Annotated in this window: 14 protein-coding genes; 9 read left to right on the top strand and 5 right to left on the bottom strand. The window is 37.8% G+C overall.

Annotated elements, in window-relative coordinates; genetic code table 11:
- Positions 1 to 95: 95 nt before the first annotated feature.
- Genes JOE44_RS02740 through glgB form a run of 4 tightly spaced genes read right to left on the bottom strand, consistent with a single transcriptional unit; the run spans position 96 to position 5,276 of the window.
- Positions 96 to 1,364, bottom strand: a complete 1,269-nt coding sequence (locus tag JOE44_RS02740) for a glucose-1-phosphate adenylyltransferase (RefSeq protein ID WP_209784239.1) — start codon at positions 1,362 to 1,364, stop codon at positions 96 to 98.
- A 16-nt stretch (positions 1,365 to 1,380) separates the two neighbouring features.
- On the bottom strand, positions 1,381 to 1,917 hold the full coding sequence (locus JOE44_RS02735; protein WP_209784238.1) for a hypothetical protein: 537 nt from the start codon (positions 1,915 to 1,917) through the stop codon (positions 1,381 to 1,383).
- Positions 1,918 to 1,919: 2 nt separating this feature from the next.
- Positions 1,920 to 3,326, bottom strand: coding sequence for a glycogen/starch synthase (locus tag JOE44_RS02730; RefSeq protein WP_209784237.1), 1,407 nt, complete (start codon positions 3,324 to 3,326; stop codon positions 1,920 to 1,922).
- Between the two features lie 3 nt (positions 3,327 to 3,329).
- Positions 3,330 to 5,276: a 1,4-alpha-glucan branching protein GlgB gene (gene glgB, locus JOE44_RS02725; RefSeq protein ID WP_209784236.1), complete on the bottom strand. Its 1,947-nt coding sequence runs from the start codon at positions 5,274 to 5,276 to the stop codon at positions 3,330 to 3,332.
- Between the two features lie 199 nt (positions 5,277 to 5,475).
- Between glgB and JOE44_RS02720 the strand changes: the two genes are divergently transcribed.
- The 9 genes from JOE44_RS02720 to JOE44_RS02680 all read left to right on the top strand — a co-directional run bounded on the left by JOE44_RS02720 (position 5,476) and on the right by JOE44_RS02680 (position 15,196).
- On the top strand, positions 5,476 to 6,597 hold the full coding sequence (locus JOE44_RS02720; protein ID WP_209784235.1) for an alpha/beta hydrolase-fold protein: 1,122 nt from the start codon (positions 5,476 to 5,478) through the stop codon (positions 6,595 to 6,597).
- A 93-nt stretch (positions 6,598 to 6,690) separates the two neighbouring features.
- A complete protein-coding gene (locus JOE44_RS02715; protein ID WP_209784234.1) occupies positions 6,691 to 8,106 on the top strand; it encodes a leucyl aminopeptidase family protein in 1,416 nt (471 codons plus the stop codon).
- A 141-nt stretch (positions 8,107 to 8,247) separates the two neighbouring features.
- Entirely contained in the window at positions 8,248 to 9,462 is a 1,215-nt protein-coding gene (locus tag JOE44_RS02710) for an ATP-grasp domain-containing protein (protein ID WP_209784233.1), read from the top strand.
- A 167-nt stretch (positions 9,463 to 9,629) separates the two neighbouring features.
- Positions 9,630 to 10,343 (top strand): alpha/beta hydrolase-fold protein, encoded by a 714-nt coding sequence (locus JOE44_RS02705; protein ID WP_209784232.1) that lies wholly within the window; start codon positions 9,630 to 9,632, stop codon positions 10,341 to 10,343.
- A gap of 53 nt (positions 10,344 to 10,396) precedes the next feature.
- Positions 10,397 to 11,350: a hypothetical protein gene (locus tag JOE44_RS02700; RefSeq protein WP_209784231.1), complete on the top strand. Its 954-nt coding sequence runs from the start codon at positions 10,397 to 10,399 to the stop codon at positions 11,348 to 11,350.
- A 30-nt stretch (positions 11,351 to 11,380) separates the two neighbouring features.
- Complete coding sequence (locus JOE44_RS02695) at positions 11,381 to 12,499, top strand: carboxylate-amine ligase (protein ID WP_047374342.1); 1,119 nt, start codon at positions 11,381 to 11,383, stop codon at positions 12,497 to 12,499.
- Between the two features lie 32 nt (positions 12,500 to 12,531).
- Positions 12,532 to 13,365 (top strand): GMP synthase, encoded by an 834-nt coding sequence (locus JOE44_RS02690; RefSeq protein ID WP_209784230.1) that lies wholly within the window; start codon positions 12,532 to 12,534, stop codon positions 13,363 to 13,365.
- 171 nt (positions 13,366 to 13,536) lie between these two features.
- Positions 13,537 to 14,715 (top strand): hypothetical protein, encoded by a 1,179-nt coding sequence (locus JOE44_RS02685; RefSeq protein ID WP_209784229.1) that lies wholly within the window; start codon positions 13,537 to 13,539, stop codon positions 14,713 to 14,715.
- Between the two features lie 22 nt (positions 14,716 to 14,737).
- On the top strand, positions 14,738 to 15,196 hold the full coding sequence (locus JOE44_RS02680) for a hypothetical protein (RefSeq protein WP_209784228.1): 459 nt from the start codon (positions 14,738 to 14,740) through the stop codon (positions 15,194 to 15,196).
- 331 nt (positions 15,197 to 15,527) lie between these two features.
- Here the strand turns inward: JOE44_RS02680 and cphA are convergent, their stop codons facing one another.
- A complete protein-coding gene (cphA, locus tag JOE44_RS02675; protein ID WP_209784227.1) occupies positions 15,528 to 18,158 on the bottom strand; it encodes a cyanophycin synthetase in 2,631 nt (876 codons plus the stop codon).
- Between the last annotated feature and the right edge of the window lie 20 nt (positions 18,159 to 18,178).

Here is an 18,178-nt window from a genome sequence, read left to right as displayed (position 1 = left end):
TAGCAAAAAAAAGAAACCTAAATAGGTTTCTTTTTTTTCTTTTTTGGTTAAAAATTCTCATAATCAGAAAATCTTTCTCTGATTCTTTGCTTTTCTTATCCAATATGTGTTCCCGGAGCAATCACAGCTCCTTTCTTTACAACAACAATCCCATCCTGTACGGAATAAGTACCATAATCTCCATCCGGAATATGTTTTCCGCCTATGATTTTGACATTGTCACCAATGTAACAGTTTTTATCAAGGATTGCTTTTTCTATATAACAGTATTTTCCAATTCCCATATTAGGGCGGCCGCCTCTGTCATTCAGGACGATTTCCGTTGTGTTTTGGTAGAAATCAGCTCCCATGACATAAGAGTTTACGATGGTACTTCCTTTATCAATTCTTGTTCTGTTTCCGATCACGGAATTTTCAATTTTATCTGCCATGATAATACATCCGTCTCCAAAAACAGCCTTACTTACATAGGAACCGTTGATTTTTGATGGCGGAAGCATCCTTGCTCTGGTATAAATAGGAGAAGAAGAAAAAAGGTTAAACTGTGGCAGATCCAGACAAAGATCAAGATTCGCTTCGTAGAATGACTCTATGGTTCCGATATCCGTCCAGTAGCCTTCATACTGATAGCTTAATGTCTTATATTTTCCAATAGAACTTGGGATGATATCTTTTCCGAAATCATCACCAGCTCCTTCATCAAACATCTTTTTAAGGATATTTTTGGTGAAAATATAGATTCCCATAGAAGCCAGAAACTCTTTTCCGGTGTGTTTATTTTCATCTGAAACTTCAGATTTCATACCTTCCAGCATATCATAACCCGGCTTTTCATAGAAAGAGGTAATATTTCCTTCGTCGTCGGATTTTAAGATCCCAAAACCTGTGGCATCTTTTGCATTCACCGGAATGGTAGCAATGGTAAGATCGCCTCCGTTTTCAATATGAAAGTCGAGCATTTCCCTGAAATCCATTTGATACAGCTGATCTCCTGAAAGAATAAGAATATAGTCATAATCATATTTTTCAAGATGTTTCATCGACTGGCGTACCGCATCTGCAGTTCCCTGGTACCAGCTTTCATTTTCCACGTTCTGTTCGGCTGCGAGAATATCCACGAAACCTTTGCTGAAGATATCAAAATGATAAGAGTTCTTAATATGTGAATTGAGAGAAGCAGAATTAAACTGCGTTAAAACCAGAATTTTATTTAGTCCTGAATTCAGGCAGTTTGAAATAGGAATATCAACCAGTCTGTATTTTCCTGCGATAGGAACAGCCGGTTTTGATCTGGAATATGTTAACGGGAATAGTCTTGTCCCTCTGCCTCCTCCTAAAACAATGGAGATTACATTTCGATTCATAAATATCTTGCGTTTTTTATTTTATTAAGTTTACGGTTCTGTTTTTAGTATTTACTGCTAATTTAAAGCATTCTTTATTTTCATATTTCAGATTTGAATTGATCACTACCACTTCATACTCTCCCTGATCATTCAGTTCTTTAACCTGTTTATCCACATCATCAATCGGAATGTTATAGTCTCTCAACTTGCTCCTGAATAATTTGTTTACAATCAGAACATCCATTACATCTGCACTTTTCATAACAAAATTTTCTAAATCCTGATGATATTTTGCTTCCCAGCCTTTACCATATTTCTTTGTGATAGCAGCCAGTGTTTTTTTATTGGCTCTGTTTATCTTTTTTTCCAATTCATCATTAATAATACATCCTCCGGCATGCACTGTTTTTATTTTCCATTTCTCAGAAATACCATAGGCTGCTTCTTCGCCATACCTATCTTTAAGACCGGATCCGTACAGCCAGAAATAGCCATTACGAAGTCCGTCATCTTCTTTTTTACAGGAAGAAATTAGCATTATGATGAGTAGAAAGAAAAAAAACTTTCTCATATTTAGCTATTATATAAAGCTATGTATTTTTCTGCAGATTTCTCCCATGCAAAGTCAAAATTCATGTTGGCATGGATAAGATCTTCCATGACCCCTTTTTGATTATAAATCGCCATTGCCCTGTTCATCGCATGTACAACATCATCTACACCGGGATAAGTAAAGTTAAGCCCCGCTCCTCCTGTTGAAATATCTTCCACAGTATCTCTGAGTCCTCCTGTATATCTTACCACCGGCACAGTTCCGTATCTCATGGAATACATTTGATTCAGCCCGCAAGGTTCTACTCTGGAAGGCATCAGAAGAAAGTCTGCCGAGGCATATATCTTATGGGAAAGATGTTCTTTATATCCCAGATCCAGGGCAAAATTGGTATATGTATAGTCGTATTCTTTCAGTTTATTTTCAATATACGTATTTCCTGAACCCAGGATCATTATATTTAAAGCTCCATAGCTTTGCTTTATACTTCGCCATACAACATCCGGCAGCAGGTCTGCTCCTTTTTCCGTGGCAAATCTTCCGATAAAAGCAAATAAAGGAAGTTCGGGTTTCAATCCATATTCCTTACAGAGTTTTTCTTTATTTTTTTTCTTCTGAGCAACAGCATTTTTACTGTTAAAATTAAAATCCAGCATCGGATCGGTTTCCGGATTCCAGACTTCAGTATCAATACCGTTGATGATTCCATATGCTTTTCCGAATTCCTGACGAACCAGACTTTCCAGTCCGCGGAAGCTGATGAAAAGTTCTTCAAGATATCCTTCGGAAACGGTGGTAAAAGCATCGGCACATTTAATCATACTTGCCAGAGGATTCATGAATCCGTTCCAATCCATCAGTCCCCATTTGTAATGATCAAAAGAAGGCATATAATTGGCCATTCCCCAGCTCATCATTCCCTGATATTCTCCGTTATGAATGGTTCCTATTGTTTTTACGCCTTTTAAGAATCTGAATTCGGAACAGTTTTCTACCATAAAAGGCACTAATCCTGTATGATAATCATGACAGTGCAGTACATCCGGACGAATCTCCATCGCACACAACCAATGGAGCACTCCATGCTGAAAAGCCATAAACTGGAAGCTCTCATCCTGATAGCCGTAAGGATTATCCCGGTCTAATAATCCGGGAACTCTTACCATATAGAGTTCAAATCCCAAAACATTGGTCTTTTCTTTCAACACCTGAACCTGCAGCATATTCGTACCCTGATGGATAAACCCATCAAAAACCACATCGAATTCGTGATCATGAACAAAAGGTTTATTGTAATAAGGCATCACTACTTTTGCCTCTATTCCTTTTATTTTATTCTGATACTTTGGTAACGCTCCGACTACATCTGCCAGGCCACCTACTTTTGCTACAGGATAACATTCTGTACTTAAATGATAAACAACCATTCTTTATCTCTTGTGTTTAATTCTATGTAATTTATACTTTTTATCTTTCTTCTGCCGTAAAATAATTCCTGCCAATGGAGGTAACTTTACCGTCATTGTCTTCGGATGCCCTCTCCATTCTTCATATTTCTCTTCCAATATTTCAGGTTCTACTCCGCTTCCGCTAAATATTTCATCATCGGAACTTAAAACAACTTCCCAGTGTGTGCCTGCAGGAATCCCGATTTTATAATCCAATACTTTTGGGGCAAGGTTTAAGGCAACCATCATCACATCATCTCTCTTTTTACCTTTCCTTAAATATACATATACTGAGTTTTCCAGATCGTCTGCTTCTACCCATTCAAAACCATGCTTATCAAACTGATTTTCATAAAAGGCTGTTTCTGACCTGTACAGGTGATTAAGTTCTTTAACAATCTCCTGCATTCCTTTATGAACAGGATATTTCAATAAATGCCAGTCGAGGCTTTTGGTAAAATTCCACTCACTGGTCTGCCCGAATTCATCCCCCATAAAAAGCAGCTTGGCTCCTGGATGGGTATACATATATACATACAAGGTCCGCAGATTGGCAAATTTCTGCCATTCATCGCCTTTCATTTTATAGATCAGACTTGCTTTTCCGTGTACGACTTCATCGTGTGACAAAGGCATCATATAATTTTCATTATACATATACATAGAAGCAAATGTTAGTTTATGGTGATGGAATTTACGGTTTGGAAAGTCTTCTTTGAAATAATCCAGTGTATCATGCATCCAGCCCATCATCCATTTCATTCCAAATCCTACACCACCATCATGAACAGGTTTTGTAAGCATAGGAAAATCTGAACTTTCTTCTGCGATTGTCATGATATTATTTCCAAATTCTTTGTAAACTGCTGTATTGAACTCCTGCAGAAAAGCTTTTGCTTCCAGATTTACATTAGTTCCATATATATTAGGCTCCCATTCGCCTTCATTTCTTGAATAGTCTAAATGAAGCATTGAGGTTACCGCATCCACGCGTAATCCGTCTGCATGATAACGATCCAGCCAGAACATGGCATTTGAAATCAGAAAAGACTTGACTTCGTTTCTTCCGTAATTGAAAATATGTGACTTCCAATCGGGATGAAATCCTTTTCTCGGATCTTCATGTTCATAGAGGTATGATCCGTCAAAGCGGTGAAGCCCGTTAGCATCTCCCGGAAAATGGGACGGAACCCAATCCAGAATAACACCTATTTCATTGTTATGAAGTTCATCAATGAGAAACATGAGATCCTGTGGAGAACCAAAGCGAGAAGTTGCTGCATAAAATCCTGTAATCTGATATCCCCAGCTTGGCTCGTAAGGATACTCCATTACGGGCATAAATTCTACATGGGTAAATCCCATTTCTTTTATATAAGGCACCAGCTTTTTAGCAATGTCCCGGTAGTTCAGAAAACGGTCAGGATAATCACCGTCTCTGACCCATGAACCAAGGTGCAGTTCATATACGGATATAGGAGCATCCAGCTTATTTCTTTCCCAACGGGAGTTCATCCATTCCTGATCCTTCCATTCATACCAAGTGGTAGAAACCAGAGAAGCTGCCTGAATATTTTGTTCCCAGCTCAATGCATAGGGATCACTTTTTTCCAGAATTTCGCCTCCTTCTGTTTCAATAGCATATTTGTATAATGTTCCCCAGGTTAATCCTTCAATAAACCCTTCCCAAATCCCTGATTCATCCCATCGGGGAAACAGAATATGATCTTTATGATTCCAGTTATTAAAATTTCCGATCACGGAAACTTTTTTTGCATTGGGTGCCCAAACTGAAAAATACACTCCCTTTACGCCATCTTTTTCTGCAGAATGTGCTCCAAATTTACCATACAGTTTATAATGCCTACCTTCTTTGAAAAGATATACATCATGATCGGTAAAAAGCGTGTAGGTCTTAACAGAATTCATCAAGATTGGTTGGTATTTATATTTTTCTTGAAACTACGAAAAATACTGACAATAGCGATGAATTATTCATCAAATAATTGTCAATTTCATTTCGTGTTTTGTCTATCTATCAAATATATCATTTTTTACCTCATATTTTTATGATTTCAAAACAATCTTTTTTATAAATTTAACCTCAACATTTTATTAAACACACACGATGAGGTTTGAAATTCATACAGAAGAAAAAGACGACAGACCGGTATTTATCACCGGAAATTTCAACAGCTGGAATCCCAAAGATTACGGTTTTCAGCTTAAAAAAATTGATCAGGCCAATTATTTTATAGAAATTGATGACCAGGCTCTTCCAGATGATATTGAGTACAAATTCACAAAGGGTGGATGGGAGAATGTAGAACTGGATCAATATGGAAATATCACTCCCAACCGGAAAGCAAAAAAATCGGCGGGTAAAACTTCTGATTCCGTAGAAAAATGGAGATTAAACTGGGGACCCTTCAAAGAAGAATATTACCCCACTGCAGAAGTAATTTCCGAAAACTTTTATATTCCACAGCTGGACCGTTACCGTAAAGTCTGGGCTCTCCTTCCTTACGATTATCATACAACTGATAAACGATATCCTGTTTTATACCTTCAGGATGCACAAAATTTATTCAATGAAGGAAGCGGTTTCGGAAATTGGGAAATTGACAAAAAACTATCTATCCTTGCAGAATATGGGCGTGGTGACCTTATTATCATCGCCATAGAGCATGGCAGTGAGGAAAGAATTAAAGAATATATTTTTGATAATGACCATGTAGCTAACGGTTCTGAAGGAAAAAAATACATCCGCTTTATTGCAGATACTTTAAAACCATTCGTGGATGAAAATTACAGGACTAAAAAAGACCGTGACAATACGGGAATCGGAGGCAGTTCATTAGGCGCACTGATCAGCATCTATAGTGGTTTTCTATATCCTGAGGTCTATTCTAAGCTATTAATCTTCTCTCCTTCTCTTTGGGTAGAACCGAATAACAACTTCCCTATGATGAATTTCCGGGTTCCTTTTAAGACAAAAATTTATCTTTATGGAGGAGGTCAGGAAGGATCCAAAATGGTCAAAAGGATTCATATTTTTGAAGAGTACCTGAAAAAATGGGAAGAGAAAAAGTTGTTTGATTTTGAATTTAAAACCAATATCAATCCTGAAGGTACCCATAATGAATTTTACTGGTCGCAGGAGTTTCCAAGGGCTATCGAATGGCTGTTCTATGACAATACAGAAAATCCTGTGGAAGTAAAGCCACAACAGCAAAGCATTAAAAACTAAACATATTAAAACCGCTGTAGAAAACTTTCTGCCGAACAGGAACACAATGAAGACAGCAGCCTATATGAATTTTAGAAAATATAACATCTATTTATGAAACTAATCAATAAAAAAAACAAAAATTACACTCAGATTTTTCACTTATTTACAGAAGAAGAGTGGACGAAAACGAGTAAAAATTTCAATAAAAATATTTCCACTTTTTTCACAGGAAAGAAGTATGAAGTCTTTGTGAATGCTCATGAAGAAGGAATTACGTATTTCATCGGATTAGGAAAATCTACCTTACAAAATTTCGAAATTCAGCAGGTAGCGGCCAAGTTTTCACAGACTCAGAAAGAAAAACTTCAGACCGTTCCTACGTTAACACTCGCTGATTTCTTGAATGAAAAGCAGTTCGAAGAATTTGTAAAAGGGCTGTTAATAGGAACTTACAACTACCCTTTTGATAAAAAACATGCTTTCTGGAATGCTAAATTTGAATTACACTTTGAAAATTTAAGTCAGAAAAAATTAGATCATATCAGCCAGAAAGCAGAAGCATTGGTTAACGGACAGACTGCCTGCCAGGACTGGCTCAACAAACCAGCCAATCTTAAAAAACCGGATATCTTAAGTGCGTACCTTAAAAATCTGGCCAAAAAATATGAATTAAAATACACTGCATTCAACAGAAAAAAATGTGAAGAACTTGGGTTAGGTGCTTATCTTTCCGTTAATCAAGGAAGTGCCTATGATGCAGCTTTCACTATTCTGGAATATAAAACTACAGTTAAAAATGCCAAAACTTTCGGTCTGGTAGGAAAATGCATTCTGTTTGATACGGGAGGAATATCAATAAAAAGCTCTGCCAACCTGCATTATATGAAATCCGATATGGGAGGTGCTACAGCTGTTTTGGGAACATTAATTTATGCTGCTGAAATGAAGCTTCCGGTGAACATCATCGCTGTTCTTCCTATTACCGATAATGCTGTTTCTGAAAAAGCCCTGCTTCCAAGTGATGTCATCACAGCCTACAACGGAAAAACCATTGAAGTGCTTGATACCGATGCGGAAGGCAGACTGATTCTTGCAGACGGATTGTCTTACCTTTCCAAAAACTACAAAACAGATTTCCTGATTGACCTGGCTACTTTAACGGGAAGCTCTGTAAGAATGTTTGGAGATACCTGTGCCGCAATGTTCTCCAATAATGAAGAGTTAAAAAATAACCTGATCAAAACCGGAGACCAAACCCATCAGAGAGTATGGAATCTTCCTTTATGGGATGTCTGGAAAGACGATATTCAGTCTGATGTAGCTGACATGAAAAACATCTCCCTAAAACCTGTAGGAGATTGTATTATCGCCGCGAAATTCTTAGAGCAATTCATTGAAGATCACCCTAAATGGGCGCATCTGGATATTGCCGGAGTAGCCTTTGGAAGTGTAGGATATGCTAAAGAAAAAGCAGCAACAGGTTTTGGAGTTCAACTCCTTGTGAATTTAATTGAAAATTATCACTAAAAATTAGTTTTTTACAAAAAAACTCTGTATAATTGATTAGTGGATTTTCAAAACCATACAATATTTTATTTTTTTCTATTAATAAAATAATAAATAAATGCTTTTATTTTTGAAAATTCACTAAATCTTAAAAAACATTATATGGAGAAGAAAATCATTGTGTGTATTTCGTGCTATTACAAAGGCTACGATTTTATGGACGAAATGAAGAAGCTCGGTAATAAAATCATCCTTGTAACCTCCGAAAACCTCAAAGAAAAAAACTGGCCTTGGCATGCTATTGATGAGGTATTCTATATGCCTGAGCTAAAACCTTCCGTCTGGAATCTGGATCATCTGATCCAGGGGTTTTCCCACCTAATGAAAACCAGAAAAGTGGATGCTGTGGTAGCCTTAGATGATTATGATGTAGAAAAAGCTGCATTGATCAGAGAAACCTTCCGTATTCCCGGAATGGGACAAACGACACACCGTTATTTCAGAGATAAGCTTGCCATGAGACAAAAAGCGAAGGATTCCGGAATCAATGTTCCTGAATTTACAGCTATATTCAATGATAACGAAGTTGATGAATTTACAGACCGTATTTCGGCACCATGGGTTCTGAAACCCCGTTCAGAAGCCTCTGCATCCGGAATCAAGAAAATAACTTCCAAAGAGCAGCTGTATGAGGCATTGGAAACATTAGGAGAAGAACGTCATCTTTTCTTACTGGAAAGTTTTAAACCCGGAGACGTTTATCATGTAGACAGTCTTACTTTTAATAAAAAAATTGTCTTTACTTCCGCTTCAAAATATCTGGCTCCTCCTATGCAGGTTTCCCATGAAGGCGGAGTATTCCGGTCCAAAACTTTAGGAAGATACTCAGAAGATTTTAAAGCACTGGAAGAAATAAATGCCAGAGTTCTTTCCAATTTCGGACTGATTAACGGGGCCACCCATACAGAATTTATCCGTGGGAAAGAAGATGGAAAATGGTATTTCCTTGAAACCTCATCACGAGTTGGCGGTGCTCATATTCCAGATTTGGTAGAAGCTTCAAGCAGCATTAATATCTGGAGAGAATGGGCCAAAATTGAAGATGCCCTTCTGAGAGGAAATGATTACAGTGTTTCTCCGCCTACAGGATACTACTCTGGACTGATTGTCGCCCTGATCAAAGATAAAGAACCCAACTACAGCAGTTTTGAGTGTGAAGAGGTGGTAAAATTCCTTCCGATAGACTATCATGTAGGAATTGTTTATAAATCCGGAGATGCTTCCGTTGTACAGGACAGATTAGATTCAGCCGCCGAAATAATTCATGCAGATATGCTGAACATCCTTCCCCCCAAAAGCAATAAATTGAGTTCCTAAAGAATCAAGCGTGACATTGATATTCAAAATGTTATTGAATTCATAATATACAATCTGCCTGAAGATTCCATGCTAAAATGTAATTTAGAGAGCATAAGTTCTGGAAAATGGCAAAACATATTATCGGTTCGTAGATAAAGCACAATATTAAAACCAAACAAGGAAAAATGCCTCACATAGAACATACAGAGTATTATTCAAATATATTGGGAACAAGTCTCAAGGTAGAAGTGACCGGGCATTACGGCCATCCTATCATTATGTTTCCAACTTCCCAGGGACAATACACCCAGAATCATGATTTTCATCTTAACGGAAGTATCAACTGGTTTATAGAACAGGGAAAAGTAAAACTTTACAATGTACAGACCATCGACAGCTGGAGTTTTTATGATGATAAGATATCTCCTCAACAAAGGATAAGAAACTATGAACGATATGTACAGTTCCTGATCAAGGAATTTGTTCCTTACATACAGAAGCTTCACAAGACCCATCGCGTAGCTGTTGCAGGAGCTAGTTTTGGAGGGTATCATGCCGCCAATTTTGCTTTCAGGTTTCCCGATGTGGTTTCCCATCTGTTTTGCCTTTCAGGAGCGTTCACCATAAGAAATTTTATGGAGGGTTATTCTGATGATCTGGTCTACTTCAACTGTCCAAGAGAGTTTATAAGAAACGACGAAGCCTGGAAATACAAACATATGCATATAGTACTCAGCACTTCTGATCAGGATATATGCAAAGATAAAAATATTGAAATGGCTGAAATCCTGAGAGTAAAAGGCATAGAATTCTGGTATGATGAAAGAAAATGGATCGGCCACGACTGGCCGCTGTGGAGAATGGTCTTCCCTACATTTATAGGAACATTTTTCTCTTAAAAACAATAAAAAAACAAATAGAAAAAATAACACCCACCTTAAAAACAAAAATTATGACAAAAAAAGTAGGAATTCTTTTCGGTATGGAAGACACTTTTCCCTGGGCATTGATAGACAAAGTAAATGAACTGGGAGGTGGAGACATCATAGCTGAGCCCGTTAACATTGACAAACTGGAGCAGGGAGCAGATTATGGCTATGCAGTGATCATCGACAGAATTTCGCAGGACGTTCCCTTTTACAGAGCTTACCTGAAAAATGCAGCTCTTAACGGCACTTATGTAATTAACAATCCTTTTTGGTGGAGTGCTGACGAGAAATTCTTCAACAATGCCCTGATGTCCAAACTTGGCATTCCGCTTCCTAAAACGGTGCTGCTTCCGTCTCATGAAAGACCGGATAATACATCTGAAACTTCATTCAGAAACCTGAAATTTCCTCATGACTGGGAATATATATTCAATTATGTAGGATTTCCTGCGTATATGAAACCTCATGACGGAGGTGGCTGGAAAAACGTTTACAGAGTAGAAAATCCGGATGATCTTTGGAACAAACTAGGGGAAACAGAACAGCTGGTGATGATGGTACAGGAAGAAATCATCTTTGATGATTATTACAGAGTGTATTGCCTGGGCAGGAAATATGTTCACATCATGCCTTATGAACCCAGAAATGCCCCTCATCTGAGATATGCCACTACGCATCAGACTCAAGGTGAAGAACTTGAAAAGCTATTGAAAACCATTCATGATTACACCATTACTATGAATGAGGCCCTTGGATATGATTTTAATACGGTAGAATTTGCTGTAAGAGACGGTATTCCTTATGCCATTGACTTCTGCAACCCTGCTCCGGATGCAGACCGAAATTCTGTAGGAGAAGAAAATTTTGCCTGGATCATAGAGCACGCCGCAAAACTGGCTATTGAAAAAGCTAAAGAATATGTTCCGGGGAAACCTAATATTACTTGGGGAACCTTTGTGAAAAATTCCATAAAATAACATTGAAAAAGAATTAAAAAAACACAAAAAATGCATCAGTTTACTATTGGAATTGAAGAAGAATATCAGATCATCGATGTGGAAAGCAGAGATCTGGTTTCTCACGTTTCAAAAATCATTGAGGGTGGCAAGGCGGTTTTAAGTGAAAATTTAAAACATGAAATGCATGAATCCATGATTGAAATGGAAACAGGAATTTGTCAGAATATTCAGGAAGCCAGAGCAGAATTAACAAATTTAAGGCGTCATCTCATCAATATCGCCCATGAGCAGGGACTTCGTGTTTCCGGAGGAGGCACACACCCTTTTTCACACTGGTCTGATAACAATATCACCCAGGGAGAAAGATATATAAAAATCGTAGATGATATGGGAGATGTAGCCCGTGAAAATCTTATTTTCGGACTGCATGTTCATATTGGAATTCCCAACCGCGAAGAAGGGGTAAGAATTCAGAATGTCATGCGTTATTTTCTTCCTCACGTATATGCACTTTCCACCAATTCACCTTTCTGGATTGGAAGATATACAGGCTTTAAATCTTACAGACAGGAAATTTTTGTAAAATTCCCGAGAACCGGTATCCCGAGTTATTTTAACTCTCTGGCAGAATTCGACAGTTATGTAGATCTTCTGGTAAAAACGGGAACCATCGACAATGCCAAGAAAATCTGGTGGGATTTACGTGTACATCCATTCTATCCAACAATCGAATTCAGAATCTGCGATATGCCTTTAAGAATTGATGAAACCGTATGTCTTGCTGCCATCATGCAGAGTCTCGTTGCTAAAATTTATAAACTTCATCAGCAAAACCTAAGTTTCAGAAGCTATAGAAGATTGCTGCTGAACGAAAATAAATGGCGGGCCTCCAAAAGTGGTATCGAAGCTCATCTGATCGATTTCGGAAAAGAAGAATCCGTTCCTTATCCTCATTTATTGAAAGAACTTTTAGAGTTTATTGATGATGTGGTAGACGATTTGGGATGTCGTCATGAAGTGGAATATGCATGGAAAATTCTTGAAAACGGAACCGGTGCAGACAGGCAGCTTCAGATCTTTAAAGAAACAGGCGATCTTACAAAAGTCGTTGATTATATGATCTCTGAAACGGAGTACGGCATTACCCATGGCGAACCCGCTTCATAATTTTTTGGTAACTTTACAAAAAATATGATGTAATGAAAGATATTCGAATTGCTCTGCTGGACATGAACAATAATCATGTGAACCAAGGTTTTAGAAACATTAAAGAAATTTCTGAATCTTTTCAGCAGAACTCTGAAGAAAATGTTGTGATCAAAACATTTGATGTAAGATTTAAAGATGAAATGCCGGAGATCGGAGATTTTGACATTTTCATTTCTTCGGGCGGACCTGGAAATCCACATCGGGAAGGTCTTGCCTGGGAAGACAGATTTGCTTCTTTTTTAGATGCAGTTCTTGAGCATAACAAATACAATGAAGATAAAAAATATCTTTTCCTGATCTGCCATTCATTCCAGCTGGCAAGTATTCACTGGAAGCTGGGCAATATCTGCAAAAGAAAGTCTTATTCCTTCGGGGTAATGCCTGTTCACAAAACCGATGAAGGCAGAGAAGAGTTTTTATTCAAAAATCTTAAGGATCCTTTTTATGCCGTAGATTCCAGAGCCTATCAGTTTATCGAACCGGATCATCAGCGTTTCGAAGAGCTTGGAATGACCATCATGGCGATTGAAAAATTCAGACCTCATATCAATCTTGAAAGAGCCGTAATGGCGGTTCGTTTTTCGGAGGAAATATTCGGAACACAGTTTCACCCCGAAGCTAATCCTGAATCTTTAATTGAAAACCTGAAGGATGAAAAAAACAGAGAAGCCATGATTGAAAACTTCGGAATGGAAAAATATCTTGAAACCATGGACAGAATAGATGATGAAGACAAAATCATTCTGACCAGACATCAAATTCTTCCGAGATTTCTTCAGTTTGCAAAAAAAAACATTTTGAAAAAAGCTGAAACTTTGGCTTAAAAAGCTGGAAGCTGGAAGAAGGATGCCGGAAGTTATTATCGGTTAAGGCTGCATATTTTAGAACACCTACTATAGATTATCGGCCTTGAAGACTTCCCTCTACCAGCTCCCAGCTACCTATAACAATCGGGCAGAAATGTTCGATTTTTTAACATCACAAAGAAAAAAAATATGATTCCAAAATACAGAAAACAGTACAATCAGGCGTTTTCGGATGAAAAATACAATCAACTAAAAGGTATATTGGCTGAAAAAGGCGGAATAGAACCTACGTTCAGAGTTTCAGAAAGTCCTATTTTCCTTACTAAAGAGTTTGAAGCAAAACTTATTGATGCCAGCGAAAGTATCATCAGCCAGATTAAAGCAATGCCCGCAGAATTACTTCAAAAAGCCATTCCTGATAACTGCCGGGTTCCCAATGATACAGATCAGCCTCATTTTTTCACAATAGATTTTGGAGTCTGCAAAAGCGAAAACGGAGCAATAGAACCTCAGCTGATAGAGCTTCAGGCATTTCCCTCTTTGTATGCTTTTCAAAAAGTATATGAAGAGACGTACTGCGAGGTCTATCCTTTCCTTTCAGAAATCAAAAATCCGATGTCTCATGAGACATTTAAGAACTATTTGAAAGAACTGATTGTAGGAGATGAAGATCCTGAAAATGTAATTCTCCTTGAAATCTTTCCGGAAAAACAAAAAACTGCGATTGATTTTGCTCTGACAGAAAAATTATTAGGAATTAAAACAGTATGTCTGACGAAAGTGAAGAAAGAAGGACGAAAGCTGTATTACGAAAATAATGGTAAGCTTACTGAAATCAAAAGAATCTATAACCGTGTTATATTTGACGAACTGGACAATATTCCTGATCTTACCCCTGAATTTAATTTCCGGGAGGAAGTTGATGTCAAATGGATCACTCACCCGAATTGGTTCTTTAAAATCTCAAAGTTCCTTTTACCTTTACTTCAGCATCAGTTTGTTCCAAAGAGTTATTTCCTGCATGAATTCCCGGAAAATGAAAACCTTGAAGATTTTGTATTAAAGCCTTTATTTTCGTTCGCTGGAAGTGGTGTTAATTTAAATCCCACAAAAGAAATTACAGACTCTATTCAGGATAAAGAAAACTATATTTTGCAGAGAAAAGTGTACTATGAGCCTATTTTTGAAGATATCAACGGAGATTTTTCAAAAGCAGAGATCCGTTTGTTGTATATTTGGCGGGAAAATGATGAACGCCCTATCCTATTGGAAAATCTTGGAAGAATGACTAAAGCCGCCATGGTAAATGTAGATTTCAATAAAAAAGATGCCATCTGGATCGGAAGTTCAAATGCTTTTTTTGGATAAAAACTTATAAAACTAATACTACATGGAAGAAAAGCCAACCGCTTTTGCAGAATTTGAAAACCACAGTTTAACACGAAGAAGAAACCTATTACCCACCTGGATTAAAATTTTCTTATGGATCTTTTTAATCGGAGGCGCACTAGCTGCCATTTTTATGATGGCAGGCTCTCTGATGACTCATATCTCTTTATCGTTATATGGGATGGATGCTAATCATCCTTATTCCATGACAGGGTTTTTGATCTGCACCCTATTCATTTTCAAAGGTATTGTTGCCTATGGACTTTGGTTTGAACAAGACTGGGCAGCGCAGGCAGCAATCATTGATGCCATTATAGGAATTGCTATTTGTCTCATTATGATGGCGATTATTCCGTTTGTTAATCCAGCAATCAGCTTTACCCTCAGATTAGAACTCATTCCTTTGTATTTCTATCTTGTGAAAATGCAAAAAATAAAGAAAACCTGGGAAAACTTATAAATACAAACCTCCGAAATTTCGGGGGTTTTATTTTTTATTCCTGAAGACTTTCATCATTAATAATAAAAAATCCCCCAACAAAGGAGGACATTAAAAAAACTTGACTTGTACTTTTAGTTTATACAAACGGTGTAAATATACGGAGAGACCGTAACTATACTCTACGGGAAACCGTAAGGATTAACTTTAATTGTTTGTACAATAGTCATCGCAGATATAGCCTCTGTTTTTAATCAAACAAACTTCGATCTGCTACAGCACAATAGATACAAAAATTGCAATACGTTTTTTGTTCCGTATTGCAATTTTAATAAGTTTTATAAAGATATCTTTACAGGTTTTTATCATCTTCCAGTAATTCCTTGGTCTGGTATTCCTGAACCAGATCAATAGCATTGGAAATAACATCACTTAAAGCCGTGATAAATGTTCCTTCTTCTGCCATTCCAATAGCATGCTTCAAGGCTTCAATTTCTTTAGGAATGATTTCGTAGCTGACATCTCTGCCTGCAGCATTAATTCCATCAATAATCAACCCGTTGATTTCATCTTCGGTTCTTCCGCGAAGATGTTTCTCATTTCGGATGATAATATAATCAAACATTCTTCCCGCAATCTTCCCGCACTCTCTGATATCATTATCTCTTCGGTCTCCAACACCGGATATAATACCTATCTTCTTTGTAGATTCCACATTTTTCAGATAATCTTCAATGGCTTCATATCCTGAAGGATTATGGGCAAAGTCAATCAGTACTTTAAAATTTTTAAATTTAAAAACATTCAGTCTTCCCGGAGTAAGCTGTGCACTTGGAATAAAGGTTCTTAAAGAATTAGAAATATCCTCAATTCCGAATCCGTAAAGATAACTTGCCAAACTAGCGGCCAATACGTTTTCAATCATAAACCGGGCTTTTCCTTCCATCGTAATCGGGAAATCTTTGGCTTTTCCTATTCTGATTTTCCAGTCTCCTTTTTTGATGGTGACAAAACCTTCTTCATACACGCAGGTAATTCTTCCTTCTTTTGCAAATTTTACGATATGAGGATTGTTTTCATCCATACTGAAAATAGCTACACTGGAATCAAGATCATTCACAATCTTCATCGAATATTCATTATCTGCATTCAATACACTCCATCCGCTCTTTTTAACGCTATCCAGTACGACACGTTTTACTTTGGTAAGATCTTTTAAGCTGTGAATATCATTCATCCCCAGATGATCTTCCTCAATATTGGTAAGAACTCCAATATCACATTGCGAAAACCCAAGTCCGGAACGTAAGATTCCTCCTCTGGCAGTCTCCAGAACCGCAAATTCTACTGTAGGATCTTTTAGAATGAATTCTGCAGAAAGCGGCCCTGTTGTATCTCCTTTTGACAACATGGTATTCTGAATATAAATTCCATCCGAAGTGGTAAATCCTACCCTGTAGCCATTACTTTTTACGATATGGGAAATAAGTCTCGTTGTCGTTGTTTTTCCATTGGTCCCCGTTACGGCAATAATCGGAATGGTAAAAGGTTTCCCCTGAGGATACAGCATATCTACCACCGGTGCAGCAACGTTTCTTGGCAATCCTTCGCTTGGAGCAAGGTGCATTCTGAATCCAGGTGCTGCATTCACTTCAATAATAGCTCCACCACTTTCCTTTAAAGGCTGTGTAAGGTTCTCCGCCATCACATCAATACCGCAGACATCCAGTCCGATAATTCTGGAAACTCTTTCCGCCATGGTGATATTTTCCGGATGTATCATATCCGTAACATCAATGGAAGTTCCTCCGGTTGAAAGATTGGCTGTGGATTTCAAATAAACCACTTCTCCTCTCTGAGGAATTGTTTCCAGCGTATACTGAAGCTTTTCAAGAAGTTCTAAGGTATCTTTATCCACCTCAATCTCAGTAAGGACATTTTCATGACCATAGCCTCTTCTTGGATCTTTGTTTTCTTTCTCAATCAGTTGCTGAAGATTGAGTTCTCCATCCCCTACAACATGAGCAGGAACTCTTCTTGCAGCAGCCACCATTTTATTGTTAATCACCAGTATACGAAAATCGTAGCCCGTGATATATTTCTCAACAATGACTTTTCTTGAGTATTTCTGAGCATGTTCCATACCTACTTTAGCAGCATCCCAGTCGTTGACATTAATGGAAGAACCTTTTCCATGGTTTCCATCCAAAGGTTTTAAAACAATGGGATACCCAATTTTTTTGATCACAGCGTTTAAGCCATCTTCATCAACTACCAGATCACCTATTGGAACCGGAATGGCAGCATCGTGAAGCATTCTCTTGGTTAATTCTTTATTACAGGCAATATCTACAGCGATAGAACTTGTATTCCCCGTAATAGTAGCCTGAAATCTTTGCTGATTCACTCCATACCCCAGCTGTACCAATGAATTGGTTCCCAATCTGATCCATGGAATTCTTCTGGAAGCAGCTTCCTCCACAATACTTCCGGTAGAAGGACCAAGACGGACGCGCTCCCTGATTTCTTTTAATTTATGGATACATGCATTCAAATCATAATCTTTGCTTTCAATCAGTGCTTCTGCAATCTTTACGGCTTCTTCTGCAGCAAAAATTCCGGCATTTTCTTCAATATAATTAAATACTACATTATATACTCCCGGAGTTTTTGTTTCACGGGTTCTTCCAAACCCGACATCCATTCCTGCCAGGGTCTGTATTTCCAAAGCAATATGCTCAATGACGTGTCCCATCCAGGTTCCCGTTTCCACCCTATGGAAAAAACCTCCTTCCACTCCTTCCGAGCAGCGGTGTGTGATTAATGAGGGTAGTAATTTTTCTATTCTTTCCCGGAATCCCTCAATTTTATTGGTAGGATAATTCTCCATTTCTTCTAAGTCCAACCTCATCTGTATCAGCTTCTTTCTTCTGATGCTCCAGATGTTAGGACCTCTTAGTGCCTGAATCTTTTCGATTTTCATAGTCTATTGGCATTTTAACA

The sequence above is a fragment of the Chryseobacterium sp. PvR013 genome (genome assembly GCF_017833095.1).
Taxonomy (GTDB): domain Bacteria; phylum Bacteroidota; class Bacteroidia; order Flavobacteriales; family Weeksellaceae; genus Chryseobacterium; species Chryseobacterium culicis_A.
Note: the sequence above shows the minus strand (reverse complement) of the source record. Positions and strands in the feature narration are given on the sequence as shown.

Bases quoted from the DNA above. Each gene is read 5' to 3' on its own strand.
- JOE44_RS02740 (WP_209784239.1), bottom strand. From the start codon at position 1,364: ATGAATCGAAATGTAATCTCCATTGTTTTAGGAGGAGGCAGAGGGACA.
- JOE44_RS02735 (WP_209784238.1), bottom strand. From the start codon at position 1,917: ATGAGAAAGTTTTTTTTCTTTCTACTCATCATAATGCTAATTTCTTCC.
- JOE44_RS02730 (WP_209784237.1), bottom strand. From the start codon at position 3,326: ATGGTTGTTTATCATTTAAGTACAGAATGTTATCCTGTAGCAAAAGTA.
- glgB (WP_209784236.1), bottom strand. From the start codon at position 5,276: ATGAATTCTGTTAAGACCTACACGCTTTTTACCGATCATGATGTATAT.
- JOE44_RS02720 (WP_209784235.1), top strand. From the start codon at position 5,476: ATGAGGTTTGAAATTCATACAGAAGAAAAAGACGACAGACCGGTATTT.
- JOE44_RS02715 (WP_209784234.1), top strand. From the start codon at position 6,691: ATGAAACTAATCAATAAAAAAAACAAAAATTACACTCAGATTTTTCAC.
- JOE44_RS02710 (WP_209784233.1), top strand. From the start codon at position 8,248: ATGGAGAAGAAAATCATTGTGTGTATTTCGTGCTATTACAAAGGCTAC.
- JOE44_RS02705 (WP_209784232.1), top strand. From the start codon at position 9,630: ATGCCTCACATAGAACATACAGAGTATTATTCAAATATATTGGGAACA.
- JOE44_RS02700 (WP_209784231.1), top strand. From the start codon at position 10,397: ATGACAAAAAAAGTAGGAATTCTTTTCGGTATGGAAGACACTTTTCCC.
- JOE44_RS02695 (WP_047374342.1), top strand. From the start codon at position 11,381: ATGCATCAGTTTACTATTGGAATTGAAGAAGAATATCAGATCATCGAT.
- JOE44_RS02690 (WP_209784230.1), top strand. From the start codon at position 12,532: ATGAAAGATATTCGAATTGCTCTGCTGGACATGAACAATAATCATGTG.
- JOE44_RS02685 (WP_209784229.1), top strand. From the start codon at position 13,537: ATGATTCCAAAATACAGAAAACAGTACAATCAGGCGTTTTCGGATGAA.
- JOE44_RS02680 (WP_209784228.1), top strand. From the start codon at position 14,738: ATGGAAGAAAAGCCAACCGCTTTTGCAGAATTTGAAAACCACAGTTTA.
- cphA (WP_209784227.1), bottom strand. From the start codon at position 18,158: ATGAAAATCGAAAAGATTCAGGCACTAAGAGGTCCTAACATCTGGAGC.